This window comes from Rasiella rasia (genome assembly GCF_011044175.1).
Taxonomy (GTDB): domain Bacteria; phylum Bacteroidota; class Bacteroidia; order Flavobacteriales; family Flavobacteriaceae; genus Marinirhabdus; species Marinirhabdus rasia.
In genome coordinates this window covers 2,409,864-2,427,382 of the sequence record NZ_CP049057.1, presented here as the reverse complement: position 1 = coordinate 2,427,382, position 17,519 = coordinate 2,409,864, and the positions used below count along the sequence as shown (strand labels likewise).

The following is a 17,519-nucleotide window of genomic DNA, read 5'->3' as shown; positions in this document are numbered from 1 at the left end:
GATAAGGCATCTACACGAAGTTCCTGTTAATGCTTTGTGAATTTCATAAAACGAGAATACGTATATTTACGACACAAAATTTAAATTCAAAAAGTGCCTTCCCATAAGCACAACTACAGCATATGATTATGAAAAAAAGAATTCTTATTATTGGTGCCTGCGGCCAAATAGGTACAGAACTTACCGCAGCTCTTCGCGCGGCCTACGCGCCTCACAAAGTAATAGCTAGTGATATCATTGAAGGTGATGAAGTAATGATGAACAGTGGTCCGTTTGAAGTGTTAGATGCTATGGACTATGACGCGGTACAGGATGTTGTAATAAAACATGAGATTACCGATGTGTATTTAATGGCCGCAATGCTTTCTGCTACTTCAGAAAAATTTCCTATGCGGGCTTGGAATTTAAATATGAATTCACTCTTTAACGTTCTTAATCTAGCCAAAGACGGTAAAATAGATAAAATATTCTGGCCTTCTAGTATAGCAGTTTTTGGTCCTACCACACCAAAAGAAAACACCCCGCAACGAACTGTTATGGAGCCCAGCACGGTTTACGGAATAAGCAAACAAACAGGAGAACGCTGGTGCGAATATTACCATAAAAAGTTTGGAGTTGATGTGCGTAGTTTGCGCTATCCGGGCTTAGTTAGCTATAAGACCTTACCCGGGGGAGGCACTACAGATTATGCGGTAGACATTTACCATAAAGCTGTAAAACACAATAAATACATTTGTTTTTTAAATGCCGAAACAACATTGCCAATGATGTATATGGACGATGCCATTAAAGCTACCATTGGTATTATGGAAGCACCCGAATCAAACATCAAGATTCGGAATTCTTACAACTTGGCGGGCATGAGCTTTCATCCAGAGGCAATAGCCGAAAGTATTAGAAATCTGCAACCCGGATTTGAAATTTCGTATGATCCAGATTTTAGACAGGCCATTGCAGATTCTTGGCCAAAGAGTATTGATGATACCGAAGCTAGAAACGATTGGGGATGGAACCACGAAGTAGAGCTGGATGAAATGACTAAGATTATGCTGAAGAATTTAACATAAAAAGTATTCTGGATAATTCTTAAATATTACTAAACGCATCATTTATAGAGGTATATCCTAACTGTAATGATGATTTCTTATTTAAAAAAAGTTACTTTTAAGCTAAATTTTTTTAGCTACCATGCCCTATTGTTTAATTTCTAAAATAAAGAAGTTCTGGCTAGTCATTGCTATAAATTGTTTCGTGAGTTTCTCTGCAACGGCGGTTTTTTCACAAAATACTAATACAAACGAACAACTTATAAGGCTAGATTCACTTGCCGAAGGTGCTTTTAATTCTGGGGATATAGACAGACAGATAGAACTGTATTATCAAAAACTGGACATTTTTCCAAGAGTAGATAGTTTAGAATTGAAAGCTGAAATACTTTTTAATATAGGTGAACGATTTAGAAGGATAGGGCTTTATAACGAAGCTGCTGAAATATATATTAGGCAACTAGAAGTTGAAAAACAATCTGGTAAATACTCATTTCGAACCTTTTTGTCACTAGGCGATCTCGCTGGCATCTATATTAGATTGGGTGAATTAGAAAATGCCACAAAAACATATAAACAAAGCATTTCAATATCGAAAAAACTTCCTCAGTTTGAAACGTATTTTGCTGCGGGATTAAATAACCTGGGCATACATTTTAATGACAATCTTAAACATAGAGATTCGGCTCAGTATTACTATGAACAGGCCGCGGGTATTATTTCACTCTCTAACGATGCCGTTAAGCGTGGATTATATGGTAGTATTCGAGACAATATAGCTTTACTGAGGATGAAAGACAAAGAATATTTGAAGGCAAGTGAGATATTCTATGATAATTATTACAACGTTTTTCCTGCCCTTACAGAAGAACGCGAACGCTATTTTAGAGCTGGAATACAGCTGGCAGACACCTATATAAAAACAAATGATATTGAAAAGGCTACAACTTTGCTAGACTCGATAGAAATGAATCTAAGCAATGCCAATCATCCAGAATGCGCCATCAATCAGTTACTTTTCTTAAAAGTGAAGGCCAATTTGTTAGAGAGAAATAAAGATTATAAAGCCTTAATAGAAAATTTTAAACACGCACAATCTATTCAGGATAGTTTGAACAAAGTAACTACCAGAAAAAGAAATGTGATTAATTATACCCTTTCAGATAGAAAAAAACTTGAAACTCAAAAAACTTTAGAATTAGAATCTCTAAAAAGAGAAAGTGTAACAAAGCAGGCAGCTCAACGACTGTGGATTCTAGGGCTATCGTCCTTTGTACTGATACTCGTGGCGATTATTTTTGCTGTTAGACTTAAACAAAGAAACGAACGTGTTAAAAATAAAAAAGAGTTGATTGAACAAGCTCTTAAAAACAAAAAACTAGAAAATGAGCTTTTAGAACGAAATATTGAGGTCCAACGAAAAGATTTAGCGACGCTCGCTATTTCTACAAATGAACAAAAAGGGTGGCTAAATGTGCTGAGTAATAAAATAGATGTAATCGCAAGTAGAAAAACATTTGACAAAAAATTGTTGAACGAATTGGTTACGTTCGTAAACCATAGAAAACATGTAGGCAAATTGAGCGACACCTTCCATGAAAAAATAGAGGAATTAAATAGTGATTTTTTTGATAAATTAATAAAAAATGTTCCCAATTTAACCGAGTACGAAATAAAGCTATGTGCCTTAATTCGAATTCACCTCAATTCGAAAGAAATTGCTACCATACTCAATATCAATCCCGAATCTGTAAATAAAAGCAGATACCGTATCAGAAAAAAAATTGGGATGACTTCTGATCAAAAATTAGATGTGTTTTTAATGTCATTTTAAGCTCACCTCCCAGAAATACTTTTATTTATGGGCATATGGTGATAGTGTTGTCCATTCATTGTCCATTGTAAACTGATGTAATGAACCCTACTTTGTGATTCTAAATTACACCTATGAAAACTATTACTTCCCTCAAGAAATCTTGTCTATTCCTTTTTATGTTTACTACGCTAACAATGTTTTCGCAAAACGTACGTGTTGAAATAGTAAGTGGTGAACTGCAAATTACAGAAGAAAACGGATCCCTTAATTCAGTTTTAAGAATGTCACCTAATGGCAGTCAGATAACAATTAGTAGCGATAACGGAAACTCAGTAGTGGCCGTTGGAGCGGGAGTAACGCAATCTGGCCCAAACGAAGTAAACGTGGTACTTAGTCAAATATCGAATGGAATCCTAATTGACGGGGGAAGTGGATATGATACCTTTGAGCATTTCGCACATCTTGTAATAAGTCATACAGACTATGAAATATTTAATTTTAATCGTGTTGGAATTTATGCATCAATAACTTCAACAAGTGGAAATATATCGGTAAACGCTTCCGAAACAATAATTTTTACAGGCACGGGCGATTTATTTACAGACACGGGGAATATTACATTAAGTGCCAATGAGCAGATTCCATCCTCATCAGGAGAATTTAGAGGCATTGTAATGGAAGGAAATACCATAGACGTGGATACTGGTAATCTATCGATGTTTGGTAAAGGGGGTAACAGTGGAAATGAAAGCACGGGTATTTATTTGTATAGCACTGCTGAGATTAGAGGTCTACACCTGAATCTAACAGGTGTGGGAGGTTCTAGTACAACTACATCACAAGGTATAGCAATAACAGATGGTTCTACAATAGATCAGGATGTAATGGTTGCAGAAGTTACTCTTAATGGTAGTGTTCAGGTTGGTGCAGGAACAAGCAACTACGGGATCTTAATCTCACAATCTGAAGTGACAGGTGAGAAACTTAGAATAAACGGCGAACTAGACATCACAAATGGCTTCCTAAATGCAGGAGTTAGGATTGAAGATAGTATGGTGCGTTGTACGGGTCTTTTCTTCAACGATCCAGACGATGATTTAAGAATATCGGGAGATGCTGGACCCAATGGGGATGCAATTGGGGTGTCCGTAGATAACAATTCGGTACTAGACGCAAACGGATCTGCAAATCTTAGTATATCTGGTATTGGAGCGGCAGGTTCAGGAGGTATCGGCGTGTTTTTAGGCAATAATAGTGTTGTTAAAGATGGCAGACAAACAACGATAAGCGGATTTGGTGCTGGAAATGGATTTAATAGGCATGGTGTTAGGATAGCTGGTGGTAGCCAAGTAACTGGTACAGGAAATATAAATTTAAATGGAACCACCGGAAGTGGAACCTTAAATAGAGGTTTTGAAATACGGGATGTTGGAAGTAGTATACTTACCAATGGAAACATCACCATAAACGGTACAAGTAGCGCTGCAACAAGTGGCGAAGCAATTTTAATAAATCAAGCAACGATAAGGTCAATCTCATCAACACTCCAATTGAATGCAGATGGAAACTCCAATTCGTCGCATTTAACCGTTCAAAATGGTACTATTGGAGATAACACCTCCACTGGGTTGATTCATCTTGTTGGAGATAGTATGAACATTACTGCAGGTACAACCCTAGAATCTACCGGTGGGCTAATTATAGAACCCAACAATTCAAATGTTCCTATAGGTCTCGGTACACCTGCCCCTGTACCAGGACAACTTAGGTTGCCTGCAACCGCATTGGCTACATTCAATGATGGTTTTTCATTCATCCGAATTGGTAACACAACTACTGGCGATTTCGATATTGGAACAGCAACATTTACAGATCCCATAGTGCTTATGGGTGACAATTTTTCAATTAATCAACTTAACGCAGCTTCCAATACATTGACTATTGAAGCAAACGGTTCAATTAGTGAAGCTACAGGAGCCGCAGGACCACATATCATAGCTTCACAAACCACGATTGAAGGTGCTATTGCTCCAGGAGAATCAAATTCAGCTGGGCTACTACAAACAAATGGTGACATTGTTTTTAGTGCTAACGACACCTGGCAAATAGAGTTGTTCAATACCAGCGGAGCAGGCTCTGGTCACGATCATTTACAATTATTAGGTTCTACCCTTACACTTTCAAATGCATCATTAAATTTGATAGCAGATGCTGGTTATTCGCCAACTACTAATGATACGTTTCTCATTGCCGACGTGCCAGGGGCTACTCCCGTAAATGGTACGTTTGAAAATTTACCCGAAGGTGCTGTATTTATAGAGGGTGGATTTGATTACCAAATTAGTTATGTAGGTGGTTCTGGTAATGACATTGAATTAACTGTTCTTGGTGCAACTCCAACAGAAACTGAAGTGAATTTAGATGCTTCGGGCCTTTTAACGATTACAGATGTTAATGGAGGCACTAGTAATGACGCGCTTGTGGTAACTACCAATGCTGGAAATTTACGTATTTTCGATCCGAACCTAAAAATAACCGGGACTGGCGCGGGGGTCGTTCAAGTAAATGACAACACAGTGGATGTCCCTCTAGCAAATATCACTTCTGAAATACAATTTGACGGTATTACAGGGAATGATACTATTAACTGGGATGCTACTGTAGATTTTAGTAGTGTTGGAACAGGAATCAGTATTCAAAATGTGAACGAGGTAGCCGTTAATAGTCCTATCACCTTAGGAAGTGGCAGCCTTTCATTTATTACTAAAAATGATCTTGAGATACATGCTATAATTACTACAGATTCTGGTAATATCACATTAAGTGCTAATCCGTCTGGGCCTCTACCTCCAGTCGCCTATGTTGCATTTTTGACGAACGGAAAAACAATCACTACTTCTGGAACTATAGCTATTTCAGGGAGAAGTGGTACAAATTCGGCGCAATTAAACGGCACACCAATTCATGCAGGTATTTATTTTGCCTCTGTTGGAAATAATGATTTTAGAGTTCAATCTACTACAGGGGATATCCTTGTAAATGGCCAAGGCGGTGAACATGGAATCTTCTATGAATTCATTGGGTTTGGCTCAATGGCCGGCATAAACTCCTTAGGGTCTTCAAACATTACGCTCCAGAGTACTGGAAGTTCGGAAGATATTTTTAATCAAGGAGTGCTAGGTTCGCCTACAGCTTCAGGCAACATAAGTGTGATACAGAATGATGAAGTGCGACTACTTAATTCAGGTGATCATTTTATTCAGTCATCCGGAAGTCTCGTAATCTCGCCAAGAACTTCAGGCAGAGGTATAGGGTTAGGAAATGGTTTTAACAACCAATTACGCTTAAATAATGAAGCCATTAGCAATTTGCTTGATGGTTTTACAGACATCAGTTTTGGTGAACTTACCTCAGGAGATGTTACTGTAAATGATGTTACTTTCACAGATCCTGTCAACATTAATGGAGCCAGTATATTCATTGGGAATATAGATACCCAAACCAACAATCTCACAATGTCTGTAGCCATAGGAGGCACCATAGAAGATCGGGTGGGTTATGCAAGTCCGCACGTAGTGGCAGATAATCTTATTATAAATGGAATCATATCGCCAGGAAGTGATACAGCTGCCTCAATTTTTGGATTACAAGCTAATCTTAGTCTTTCCAGCGATGATACTATTAGAATAAATTTAAATGGCCCTACCACTCCGGGAACAGACTATGATCAATTAGATATAGAAGGGGCTATTAGTTTAGACAATGCTACTTTAGAACTTCTAGGTGGTTTTATGCCCAATGGTGCTGAAGAACTGATTATTATAAATAATGATGGCATAGATGCCGTTACAGGTATATTTAATGCCTTGCCTCAAAACGCTCAGGTAACCATAGGGTCATTCACTGGAGCTATTAGTTACACTGGCGGAGATGGAAATGATGTTGTGTTGCTTGCAGATAATATACCTCCCACAGCCGTATGCCAAGATATAACTGTACAATTAGATGCAAGTGGAAGTGTAATGATAAATGCACAAGATGTAGATGGTGGCTCTACAGATAATATAGGGATCACTTCCTACATGGTAGATATAGATACGTTTAGTTGTACAGATGTGGGTGCTGCTGTCCAGGTTACCCTAACGGTAACGGATGCAGCAGGAAATTCAGATTCATGCACAGCTATGGTTACTGTTGAAGATATGATTCCGCCTGCAATAACTTGCCCGGGAGATATTTCGGTAAATAACGATCCAGGAGCGTGTGCAGCCATCGTATCTTTTGCAGCAACTGCAACCGATAACTGTAGCGCTGTGGTAACATATTCTCAAGATCCAGGAACAAGTTTCCCAGTGGGAACCACAACCGTTACCGCAACGGCTACCGATCCTTCTGGAAATACAGCGACCTGTACCTTCGATGTAACCGTTGTAGACAACGAACCTCCTGTTGCTGTTTGCCAAGACATCACCGTACAACTAGATGCTACAGGAAATGCTAGTATTACCCCTGGAGATATCGATGGTGGCTCTACAGATAACTGCGGAATCGCTGCGCTTGGGATTTCTCCAAGTACATTTACCTGTGCCGATGTAGGGGCTAACACAGTAACCTTAACAGTAACCGATGTAAACGGAAACAGCAGTACGTGTACCGCAACAGTAACCGTTGAAGACAACGTAGCACCAACTGCAGTGTGTCAGGATATCACAATCCAACTAGATGCTAACGGCGATGCAAATATCGTAGCTGCCGATGTTGACGGAGGTTCTACCGATGCCTGCGGAATAGCGTCTATTGCAGTCGATATAGATACCTTCGATTGTTCTAATGTTGGACCAAACAATGTAACACTAACGGTAACTGATGTAAACGGAAATACAAGCTCTTGTGTAGCTGTAGTAACCGTAGAAGACAACATAGCACCAATGATTTTCTGTCCAGCAGATATAGTTGTTCCTACTAACAATGGTGAATGTGGCGCTACCGTTACCTTCCCACTTCCTGTAGGAACCGATAACTGTGGTATCGACTTTGTTGTTCAACAAGCAGGTATTGCTAGTGGTGAAATATTCCCGATAGGGGTTACCACGAACCAGTTTATTGTAGTAGATGTTAATGGAAACACAGCTACGTGTAGCTTTACGGTAACAGTAACAGACGATGATCCACCAATGGCGGTTTGTCAAGATATTACAGTGATGCTAGATGCTACAGGAAATGCTACCATTGTAGCCGCCGATGTAGATGGAGGTTCTACCGATAACTGTGCAATTACAAGCTTGAGTATCGATATAGACAGCTTTACCTGTGCAGACCTCGGTGACAATATTGTAACCCTTACTGCTACAGATGCTGGAGGATTAAGCAGCAGCTGTACAGCTATAGTAACTGTAGAGAATGGTGTTATGCCAAATGCAGTCTGCCAAGACGCTAGCGTGCAGTTAGATGCACTAGGAATGGTTAGTATTATAGATGCATCCATCTTCGATGGAGGGTCTACAGACGCTTGTGGGGGCACGAACCTTACTTTTAGTGTATCTCCAGACACATTTACTTGTGCAGATGTAGGAGACAACACGGTAACCATAACAGTTACAGACGATGGTGGTAATACTTCAACATGTACAGCAACGCTAACAGTAGAAGATGTAATAGCTCCAACAGTTAGTTGTATGGATCTTACCGTATCACTCGATGCAAATGGAGAGGCGAGTATAGACCCAGCAGACCTTGTGGTGATGAGCGACGATATCTGTGGTATTGCTCAAACCTCTGCAGACATTACAGATTTTAACTGTGATGATGTAGGAACACCAGTTGTGGTAACGGTAACAGTAGAAGACCCTTCAGGGAACACTGCCACATGTACCGCAACAGTAACAGTTCTTGATGAAATAGCTCCAGAATTAGATTGTCCTGTAGACTTTACAGTACAAACTATAGAAGGAACTCAGTATGAAGTAGAAAACTTTATCACATCAGGAGCGGTAACTGCTACAGATAATTGTACAGACCCTGTCAATGTTGTAAGTCAATCACCAGCAGTTGGTGACTTGTTAGCCCCAGGCGTGTATCCGGTGACTATTACCGTATCTGATGCTTCAGGTAATGAGACAGACTGTACTTTCAATCTTACTGTAGAAGCCGTACTAGGAATAGGTGATAATAGCTTTGATATTTCAAGCGTAAGCATGTATCCAAACCCTGCTACAGACTTCATACTATTGAACAATCCGCAGAACATTCCGTTACAAGACGTGCATATTTACGATGTAACAGGACGTTTGATAAAGACCTTAGATGCAAGCAAGGAACTTTCAGAAATGAAAATAGATATTTCAGAATTAGCAAGCGCCACCTATATGATACTTATAAAAACAGAATTGGGTCTGGTAACTAAACAGTTGGTGAAAAATTGAAAGATTGCCTTGCTAAGCAAAACTTTTATGCCTTTGAAAGGTTAAAATGAATAAAAAGAAAAAAATAACAAGTCTCTGATCAATATTAGCAGTTGCCCCAGTATAAAATTGATCAAGTATTTTAGAGTAAAGAATGTAGACATAAAAAAACCCCAGCTAAATTAACTGGGGTTTAAATCGCTCCTCTTCTTGGGCTCGAACCAAGGACCCTCTGATTAACAGTCAGATGCTCTAACCAACTGAGCTAAAGAGGAATGTCATATAGACAACAAAAGGGATCACCCTTTTTGCGGATGCAAATATAACCTATTTTTTAAGTATGCAAAAAAACAGAAACACTTTTTTAGCGTAAATTCGTATTTTTTAGTTTAGAAGCTATAGCTAGCTGCCACAATCAAATTTCTACCTGCTGCTGCAATACCACTTGAGTACGGTCTATATCGCTCATCGGTAATGTTTTCTAGCACCGCGTTTACTTGCAATGCCTCTGTAATATCATATTGCGCACCAAAATTCAAGGTAAGCCAATTTGGTGCAAATGGGTTCCCATTTTCGTCGAGTGCATATAAAAATGCATTACTCTGTTGGCTAGGAGCTAAATCTTCAAAATCGAATTGCCCATTATATTCTCCAAAAGCATCAAGTTTTAACTTATTCCATTTAAATAGCAAGTGTGTGTTACCAAACATTGGAGCAATATGCCTACTCGGTGCGCGAGTGCCATCGTCTTCTTCAGAAAAACCATCTGTAATATTATATTGCGAAGTTAGTTGCAATGCTTCGGAAAAGTTAATTTCCATTCCAACTTCAAAACCATAGACTTCGGCTTTGGCTGCATTTTGTATTGCTTGTACAGTACTAGCTTCTCCTTGATAATCTATTTCAGTTTCACCATTTAGTGAAAAATCACGTCGTACAAGGGCATCATTTAATACGGTATAAAAAGTAGACATTTCTATAGTAACCACCTTGCTAAAGTCTAAGGTAGCTCCTAGCTCACCATTATAAGCATACTCAGGTTTTAAATTAGGGTTTGGCACTACTACACTTCCTGGCTCGCTATCAAATATCTTTCCTATATCGTCAATATTAGGCGCTCTAAAGGCGGTACCAAAGTTTAGTTTCCACCCTAGTATGTCGCTTGCTTGCCATGCAAAACCAGCACTTCCCGTTAGTGCACCTGTGTTTATGTTTGCTTCGGAAAAAGGAAAATTAAAAAATTGTGTGTCGAAAGTAGCATCTACTAAAATCTGGTTGTACCTCAATCCTCCTTGAAACGAAAGATTGTCTGTAAATTTAGATTGTAAACTAGCATAGGCTGCTAACGATTGCCAAGTGCTTCCATCTGGATAGCGAGAAGCGTCTGGGCTACTTACTCCAGTAGAAACATCTGTTTGCTGACCAACACTATTTACTTTATTAAAAACATACTCGAGCCCATAAAACAGCGTGTTTTTACCGAATTTCTTAGTAAAATCCCATCCAGCAGTATATGCGTTTACTTCTTCATCGGTTTCAAACAATGTAGTGGCACCTAAATCGCGATCGTTTCGGCTTTCTTTAAAATTTTGAAACGACAAGGTTAAGTTACTTTCATCGTAAATACCAGTTCCTTTATTAGTAATCTGCAAATTTCCACTCATCCATTCTTGTGGACCATAATACCATTCTGCAGAACGAAGTACACCGTCTCTTTCACGAATAAGCCTATCGTATCTAGAATAATCGCTTGTGGTAGTGTAAAACAAGCCTAAATTAAAGTCCCAGTTCTCTGTAGGCATGTATCGCACTTTTTGCATGGCGTTAATCTGATTATAACCTGTTGGACGTTGTACCAAAGGGTTGTCGTTAGGCACAACGGTATCAACACCATTAATAATTTCTACATACTCAGGTCGCAAATAGTCGTCTGGACCATTGCTTCCCATTCGCAAATCATCAAAATCACTATACGTAACACTGGTTAAAAAAGACCATTCTTTGAGTCCGATATTAAAATCGAAATGACCTGTTTTTTCTGAGTTTGCGGTAGCATATCGAGCTGTCGCATTTCCGGAAAGCGCCATGCCTTCTTCGAAAGAAAATTTCGGCTTTTTTGTATAAAAATTCATTACACCCCCAACCGCATCACTTCCGTAAGGAACTGAACCAGGGCCTAAAATAACTTCCGTACGTTCTATGGCAAATGGATCTATAGAGATGACATTTTGTACATTTCCGCCGCGAAAAATAGCGGTGTTAAAACGTACACCGTCTACTGCAATTAACAATCTATTGGTAGAAAAACCTCTAATTAACGGGCTACCACCGCCTAACTGGCTTTTTTGAACGTATACTTTTCCGCTACTCTCCAACAAATCTGCTGCTGTTTGCGGATTGCCAAACAGAATATCCTCACTGGTTACACTCACTATTTGTTGCGGTACTTCTCTTTTGCTTTGACCAAATTTGGATACAGACAGCACTACTTCATCCAACACACTAGTATCTTCAGATAGATAGACTAGACCATTGGTAATATTGTTTTTTTGTACCGAATAAGCTACATGCGAAACGTGCTGAAAAGTAATTACTTCTGAAGCATCAAAAACCGAAATATCTACATGACCATCGAAATCGGTTATTGCAGAAGTAGACTTTTCCGAATTAAACAAAGCAACCCCTGCGATGGGTTGTTTAGATTCTTGATCAAGTACTATAATTTGTTGGGCTGAAAGGTTAGTAAAAAATAAAATTAAAAGGGTGGTTGTTAGTAGGCGTATGCTCATTGGAATAGTTGGTTAAGTATTTCGAGAGATTTCGGTTTTTTAAAACCCTGTAAGTGAATTTGATAATATCGCATCAGTAAATTAAGCACCTCTAATCTCTCTATTTTAGTAATATTGATTTGCGACAATGCCTCAAATTTTATGCCGAAAAATTGCTGAAAAATTAATACATGAGCACCTTCCTCACAGTATTGATTGGCATATGTATTTTGAAGGCGTCCGTCCATGATATTAAAATAGGTAGAAACCCCCTCTGAAGTATCTGGATAAAACCCTAAATACTGGGTTAACTTCAGTAAAAATAATATATGAAAATTCGCATACGAATCACCTGAATCTAGCCAATTAAATGATGCAGTTAAAAACTGAAATAAAGGGCTATTTTTTTCTTCTTCTTGGATGGTGTCTTTTAATATTTCAGAAAGAAACATTACTAAAGAAGATTTCACCACATTGGTATGTAGTGATTGATATGGAGAATACACTTTTGCCTCTTTAATATACTCAAGTGTTCCTTTGTTTTTATGATTAGCTACTATTTCTAATTGGGTTAACGGTATAAACTGAGAAGGTTTTAACGCACCTCGCTTGCTTTTTAAAACACGCTTTAGCAAGTAGCTTTTTCTACCATCCGTTTCTGTGAAACAGTGTGCTATAAGATCTGATTCGCCATATTTAAGGGTGGAGAGCACTATGGCCTTGGTGGTAACAACCATTACCTAATCACCATAATTTTAGAAATTTTTGTCTCTAAGGCGTCTTCGGCAGTTATAATAACTAAATACACTCCCGAAGCAACTTTATATTTACCAAAAGCTGTGGTGTCCCAAAGCACACTTCCGCCTTCGCTAGTAGTTTCGAACACTAAACTGCCTTCAATATCTGTAATTTTTACATTGGCGTTTGCTGTTAGTCCATCTATAGTTACATTTCCAGTAAAGCCAGGTCTTACAGGGTTTGGATAGGCATATACTCCTTCTAAATTGTCTCTAGGAGCTGTAGAAGTGCCTTTAAAGGCTACTAAACCGTTTACTGTAGCAAAGTATACCACGCCAGTAAAAGAGTCTATAGCGATTCCCTGTACATTATTAGAAGGCAACGGTGAATTTTCTGCGGTAAATCTAAGTAGTGTTTCCTGACCGTTGGGCGAAAGGTAAAAGACTCCAGAGCTCGCTGTTGCAATCCATTTGTTATTTGAGCCGTCTACCTCAATATCGGTAATTACTTGTTCAAAAAGTAATTCTTGAGGTACGCCATCTTCTAAAATAATAATGGCCTGAGTATCTATATTTGCGCCTTCTTCAAAAAATGATCCTGGATTAAAAAGTACGCGAAGTCCTTTTAAAGTACCAATCCACAATCTATTATTATTGTCTGTGGCTAGTGCTCTAATAGTATTGTCTGGAAGATTTCCGTTGCCAATTTCTGTTCCTATCTTTTTTACCTGTCCATTTGCTGGATTAAAGGCTACCAATCCATCGGTATTTGCGCCAAAGAAAACAAAATTCTCTCGAGTAGTAGCCACTTCGGTAAGTGCCAAAGGTGGATTGTCGAAATTAAATACACTAGAAATATCGTTCTGTATTAACTGTCCTTCTGGAGTAATTTTTATGAGTCCCTTTTCATCTTTAGCTTGCACCGCCCATAGATTTCCTTGTCTATCGTAGTCTAGTCCGAAAATACGAATTCCGAAATTCGGATTTCCATCAGTAATTTGTAGTGACGAGTTAGATTCATCAAATAACTTAATGGGATTTTGATCGTCAATTTGAAGTATTCCCTTCTGAAAAGACGTCATAAAAACCTCATTAGCATTATTCGGATTAATTTTTACGCGTACTAAGTCGTTCGCTTCCTTATTTAAAGTTTCGGTAAGCTCCTCGTACGGAATATTAAACCACTCGCCTTCTCTCAAATTGCTAATCCCTTTTTTTGTTATAGGAAAAGGGTCGAAACTAACCGTTACATCTCCAAAATTCACCCAGACCTGTCCGGGAGAGGCATCTATAGAAAACGAGCTATTAAACAAGGGGCCATCTGGTAAGATTTGTGTTGCCTGACTATTCGCAAAAGGAATTTCAAACAGCCCTAGTTCTGATGTGCCGAGGTACTGTTTATTATCGTGAGAAAATCCTGTTTGTAACTCATATTCATCTACACCGTTTATACTATTGCTAGAGGCAACAAGGGCGATTGTTTCATCGTAGGTTTGCAATGTGTTTGCTGTAGTGAGGTTTATGAGATTATTTTGGCCATTAATTTCTAAAATTTGTTCACTTGTTGTTGCCACTATTTGCAAGCCGCCAATCACAGAGTATAGCTGATTAGTGTTGGCGGTATATACTTGATTTCCAGCTTGTGTAATTCCTAAATATGTCCCTCCGGCAATCTGAGTCCATTGTTCAAAATCTATCAAATTATCGTCATTCACCATGGCGCGTCTTATACCATTTCCTCTAGTAGCAGCATAAATAAATGACCCTTGCACTGCTGTTCCTGTAATATTAATTTGAGATCCTAAGTCGCCAATAAAATAAGTATCTCCAAACTCAAGCAGGCCAAGATCAAAAACTGAAATACCGAAATCTGTTGCGATATAGAGATTTCCGTCGTACTCATTAAACTGATTAATACGTTTTTGATTTGGAGGAATAGTGGGTTTATTAAGAATATCTACAACTGTTAAAATGTTTTCATCCCCATCGATAACCACTTCCATTAATCCGTTTTCATAGCCAATGATAAGCAAGCCATATTCTTCGCTATAGTAAAGGGTAGAAATTAAGTTGCCTGAAAGTCCGTTAATGGTTGAGAGTGTTTCTATTTCTTGCGTGGATAAATCGTATGAAAAAATAGCATTTTCTGCTGCCGCATATATTTTGTCGTTCCCTTGCGAGATTGCCTGAATAGAAACATAAGAGAAATGTCCTGTCCATTCGTCTTCAAAGTTTTGCGCATGGAAGCTGGCAAAATTTACTGTCAGAAAAAGTAATAAGAAAATGTACTTCATAAAGTCATATAAGCTTTCAGAATCTATAACACGCTAAAATAGTATTTATTGCAAGAAAGAGCGCACAAAAAAAGGCTATCTTTTAATCAGATAGCCTTTCAATTTCACCGAACGTGTGATTATACAACTCCTTGTGCAAGCATAGCCTCGGCTATTTTCACAAAACCAGCGATGTTAGCACCTTTCACGTAATCTACATAGCCATCACCATCTTTACCATAGGTAACACAGGCAGCATGTATATCGTTCATAATGTTATGTAATTTTTCATCAACTTCCTGCGCCGTCCAGTTAAGTCGCAATGAGTTCTGGCTCATTTCTAGTCCAGAGGTAGCAACACCACCTGCATTAGATGCTTTTCCAGGGGCAAATAGGATTTTTCCTTTTTGAAATACTTCAATAGCCTCTGGCGTAGATGGCATATTAGCTCCTTCACTCACACAAATACAACCATTATCTAGCAGCGCTTTTGCTTCGCTTTCGTCTAACTCATTTTGTGTAGCACATGGAAGTGCAATGTCGCATTTCTCTCCCCAAGGACGTTTTCCTTCATGGTATCTAGCCGAAGGGTATGTATCTACATATTCTTTAATTCTTCCTCTCTTTACATTTTTTAGCTCCATGATAAAAGCCAGCTTCTCTTCGTTCACTCCTTCTTCATCAACTATATAACCACCAGAATCTGACATGGTAATTACTTTACCTCCAAATTGCATAGTTTTCTGTGCTGCGTATTGTGCTACATTACCGGAACCAGAAATAACAACCGTTTTCCCTTTAAAGCTCTCGCCTTTTGTAGCAAGCATGTTTTTAGCAAAGTACACATTACCATATCCTGTAGCTTCTGGACGAATCAACGATCCGCCGTAGGTGATTCCTTTACCAGTTAATACACCTGTAAATTCGTTACGAAGACGTTTGTATTGACCAAACATATAACCAATTTCACGACCTCCCACACCAATATCTCCGGCAGGTACATCTGTATTAGGGCCAATATGTCTTGAAAGCTCTGTCATAAAACTTTGGCAAAATCGCATTACTTCTGCATCGCTCTTTCCTTTTGGGTTGAAATCGCTACCTCCTTTACCACCACCCATTGGTAATGTGGTTAAGCTATTTTTAAATACCTGTTCAAATCCAAGAAACTTAAGAATACTTAGATTTACCGATGGATGAAAACGCAATCCACCTTTATATGGCCCAATGGCAGAGTTAAACTCTACTCGGTACCCTCTGTTCACCTGAATTTCTCCACTATCGTCTGTCCATGGCACACGAAACATAATGGTACGCTCTGGCTCTACCATGCGCTCTAACAATTTCTTACCCTGGTACTTTTCATTCTTCTCTATAAATGGGATTACAGTTTCAGCAACTTCAGTCACTGCTTGAATAAATTCAGGTTCGTTTGGATTTCTTTTTTCTACTTCAGAAATAAAATCTTTAATGCTTTCTTTCATTATATTATACTTTATTGAAGGTGAGTTCGTTTATAAGGTGCAAATATAAGTTATATCTAAAAAAACACTGCTTTTTTTAAGCAATAAGCTAAATGTTGGGGATATATTTTCCCGTTAGATATGTTTTTATATATTTGTTACGTCTCAATCTAAACCTAAAATACAATGAATACCAGGATATTGCTATTGGTATTTCTCCTCTTAGCCCTTGCTAAACAGGATGTTTACAGCCAACTTGGATTTTCGCACGAAGTAGGAATTATTACCGGACCTGTTGCCCTGTATTCTGACTTTGGACAGCGAAACGACTTTGAAACCAATGCTGGTAATGTAGGCTTTGGTGTTGGACTTATTCACTACCTAAACTTTTCGTATAGAGCTGATTGTAACTGTTATACCCGTGATACATACTTTAACGATCACTTTAAAATTAGAAACGAAATAGATTACCACAAAACCAATCTAGAACATTTTGGCCGTTGGGTAGATCCAGATCAGACAGGACAATTTGCAGATCAGCTACGTGCCATGAAAGGTTCTACTGAGGTAATAGAAATTGGTTCTCAACTGGAGTATTTTCCATTAAGTATTCGTGATTTTGCTGCTGGTTCGTATAAAATTGCACCTTTTATATCGCTTGGAGCACACTATGTTAGTTATGACCCTGAAGTCTATTCAGACTTAGGAGAACTAAATATTGTGGGGGGACCACTCGCAACTACTCCTAGAAAATACCGAAATGCTTTTCAGCAAGAAGGTGGTTCTACATGGGGTATTGTAACTAGTGTGGGGATTCGCTATAAATTAACCCCATTAAGTGACTTAATGCTTGATAGTCGTTGGACCTATTACTTCACAGATTACCTTGACGGACTTAACCCGACGCTTGAAAACAATGAGGAGGTTCCTGTTCCTGAAAACAAAGCCAATGAGTGGATTTATTGGTTAAATATCGGTTATATCTACTATCTAGATTAACAACAGAAAAATATAA

9 protein-coding genes and 1 tRNA gene are annotated in these 17,519 nt (G+C 38.6%); 4 read left to right on the top strand and 6 right to left on the bottom strand.

Annotated elements, in window-relative coordinates; genetic code table 11:
• Nucleotides 1–128: 128 nt before the first annotated feature.
• From G5B37_RS10955 to G5B37_RS10945, 3 genes are all read left to right on the top strand, one after another.
• The gene (locus G5B37_RS10955) at nt 129–1,067 is read left to right on the top strand and encodes an NAD-dependent epimerase/dehydratase family protein (protein ID WP_164680072.1); all 939 of its coding nucleotides are present in this window, start codon (nt 129–131) and stop codon (nt 1,065–1,067) included.
• Between the two features lie 184 nt (nt 1,068–1,251).
• Complete coding sequence (locus tag G5B37_RS10950; RefSeq protein WP_164680071.1) at nt 1,252–2,880, top strand: tetratricopeptide repeat protein; 1,629 nt, start codon at nt 1,252–1,254, stop codon at nt 2,878–2,880.
• A 113-nt stretch (nt 2,881–2,993) separates the two neighbouring features.
• Nucleotides 2,994–9,284: an HYR domain-containing protein gene (locus tag G5B37_RS10945; RefSeq protein WP_164680070.1), complete on the top strand. Its 6,291-nt coding sequence runs from the start codon at nt 2,994–2,996 to the stop codon at nt 9,282–9,284.
• 12 nt (nt 9,285–9,296) lie between these two features.
• Here the strand turns inward: G5B37_RS10945 and G5B37_RS15285 are convergent, their stop codons facing one another.
• The 6 genes from G5B37_RS15285 to gdhA form a co-directional block, all read right to left on the bottom strand.
• Nucleotides 9,297–9,404: a hypothetical protein gene (locus G5B37_RS15285; RefSeq protein ID WP_404814794.1), complete on the bottom strand. Its 108-nt coding sequence runs from the start codon at nt 9,402–9,404 to the stop codon at nt 9,297–9,299.
• 60 nt (nt 9,405–9,464) lie between these two features.
• A tRNA-Asn gene (locus G5B37_RS10935) sits at nt 9,465–9,538 on the bottom strand.
• A 114-nt stretch (nt 9,539–9,652) separates the two neighbouring features.
• A complete protein-coding gene (locus tag G5B37_RS10930; protein WP_164680069.1) occupies nt 9,653–12,052 on the bottom strand; it encodes a TonB-dependent receptor in 2,400 nt (799 codons plus the stop codon).
• Nucleotides 12,049–12,768 carry a DNA repair protein RecO gene (gene recO, locus G5B37_RS10925; protein ID WP_164680068.1) on the bottom strand — a complete coding sequence of 240 codons (720 nt, stop codon included), beginning with the start codon at nt 12,766–12,768 and terminating at the stop codon, nt 12,049–12,051. Before recO ends, G5B37_RS10930 begins: the two co-directional genes overlap by 4 nt.
• Nucleotides 12,768–15,062 (bottom strand): type IX secretion system anionic LPS delivery protein PorZ, encoded by a 2,295-nt coding sequence (porZ, locus tag G5B37_RS10920; RefSeq protein ID WP_164680067.1) that lies wholly within the window; start codon nt 15,060–15,062, stop codon nt 12,768–12,770. The genes recO and porZ overlap by 1 nt, the downstream gene beginning before the upstream one ends.
• Before the next feature lie 119 nt (nt 15,063–15,181).
• On the bottom strand, nt 15,182–16,525 hold the full coding sequence (gdhA, locus tag G5B37_RS10915) for an NADP-specific glutamate dehydrogenase (protein WP_164680066.1): 1,344 nt from the start codon (nt 16,523–16,525) through the stop codon (nt 15,182–15,184).
• A 165-nt stretch (nt 16,526–16,690) separates the two neighbouring features.
• On the opposite strand from gdhA, the gene G5B37_RS10910 reads away from it, so the two are divergent.
• Entirely contained in the window at nt 16,691–17,503 is an 813-nt protein-coding gene (locus tag G5B37_RS10910) for a THC0290_0291 family protein (protein WP_164680065.1), read from the top strand.
• The last annotated feature ends 16 nt before the right edge of the window (nt 17,504–17,519 follow it).

Coding starts and splice junctions, on each gene's coding strand:
- G5B37_RS10955 (WP_164680072.1), top strand. CDS start 129: ATGAAAAAAAGAATTCTTATTATTGGTGCCTGCGGCCAAATAGGTACA.
- G5B37_RS10945 (WP_164680070.1), top strand. CDS start 2,994: ATGAAAACTATTACTTCCCTCAAGAAATCTTGTCTATTCCTTTTTATG.
- G5B37_RS10930 (WP_164680069.1), bottom strand. CDS start 12,052: ATGAGCATACGCCTACTAACAACCACCCTTTTAATTTTATTTTTTACT.
- recO (WP_164680068.1), bottom strand. CDS start 12,768: ATGGTTGTTACCACCAAGGCCATAGTGCTCTCCACCCTTAAATATGGC.
- porZ (WP_164680067.1), bottom strand. CDS start 15,062: ATGAAGTACATTTTCTTATTACTTTTTCTGACAGTAAATTTTGCCAGC.
- gdhA (WP_164680066.1), bottom strand. CDS start 16,525: ATGAAAGAAAGCATTAAAGATTTTATTTCTGAAGTAGAAAAAAGAAAT.
- G5B37_RS10910 (WP_164680065.1), top strand. CDS start 16,691: ATGAATACCAGGATATTGCTATTGGTATTTCTCCTCTTAGCCCTTGCT.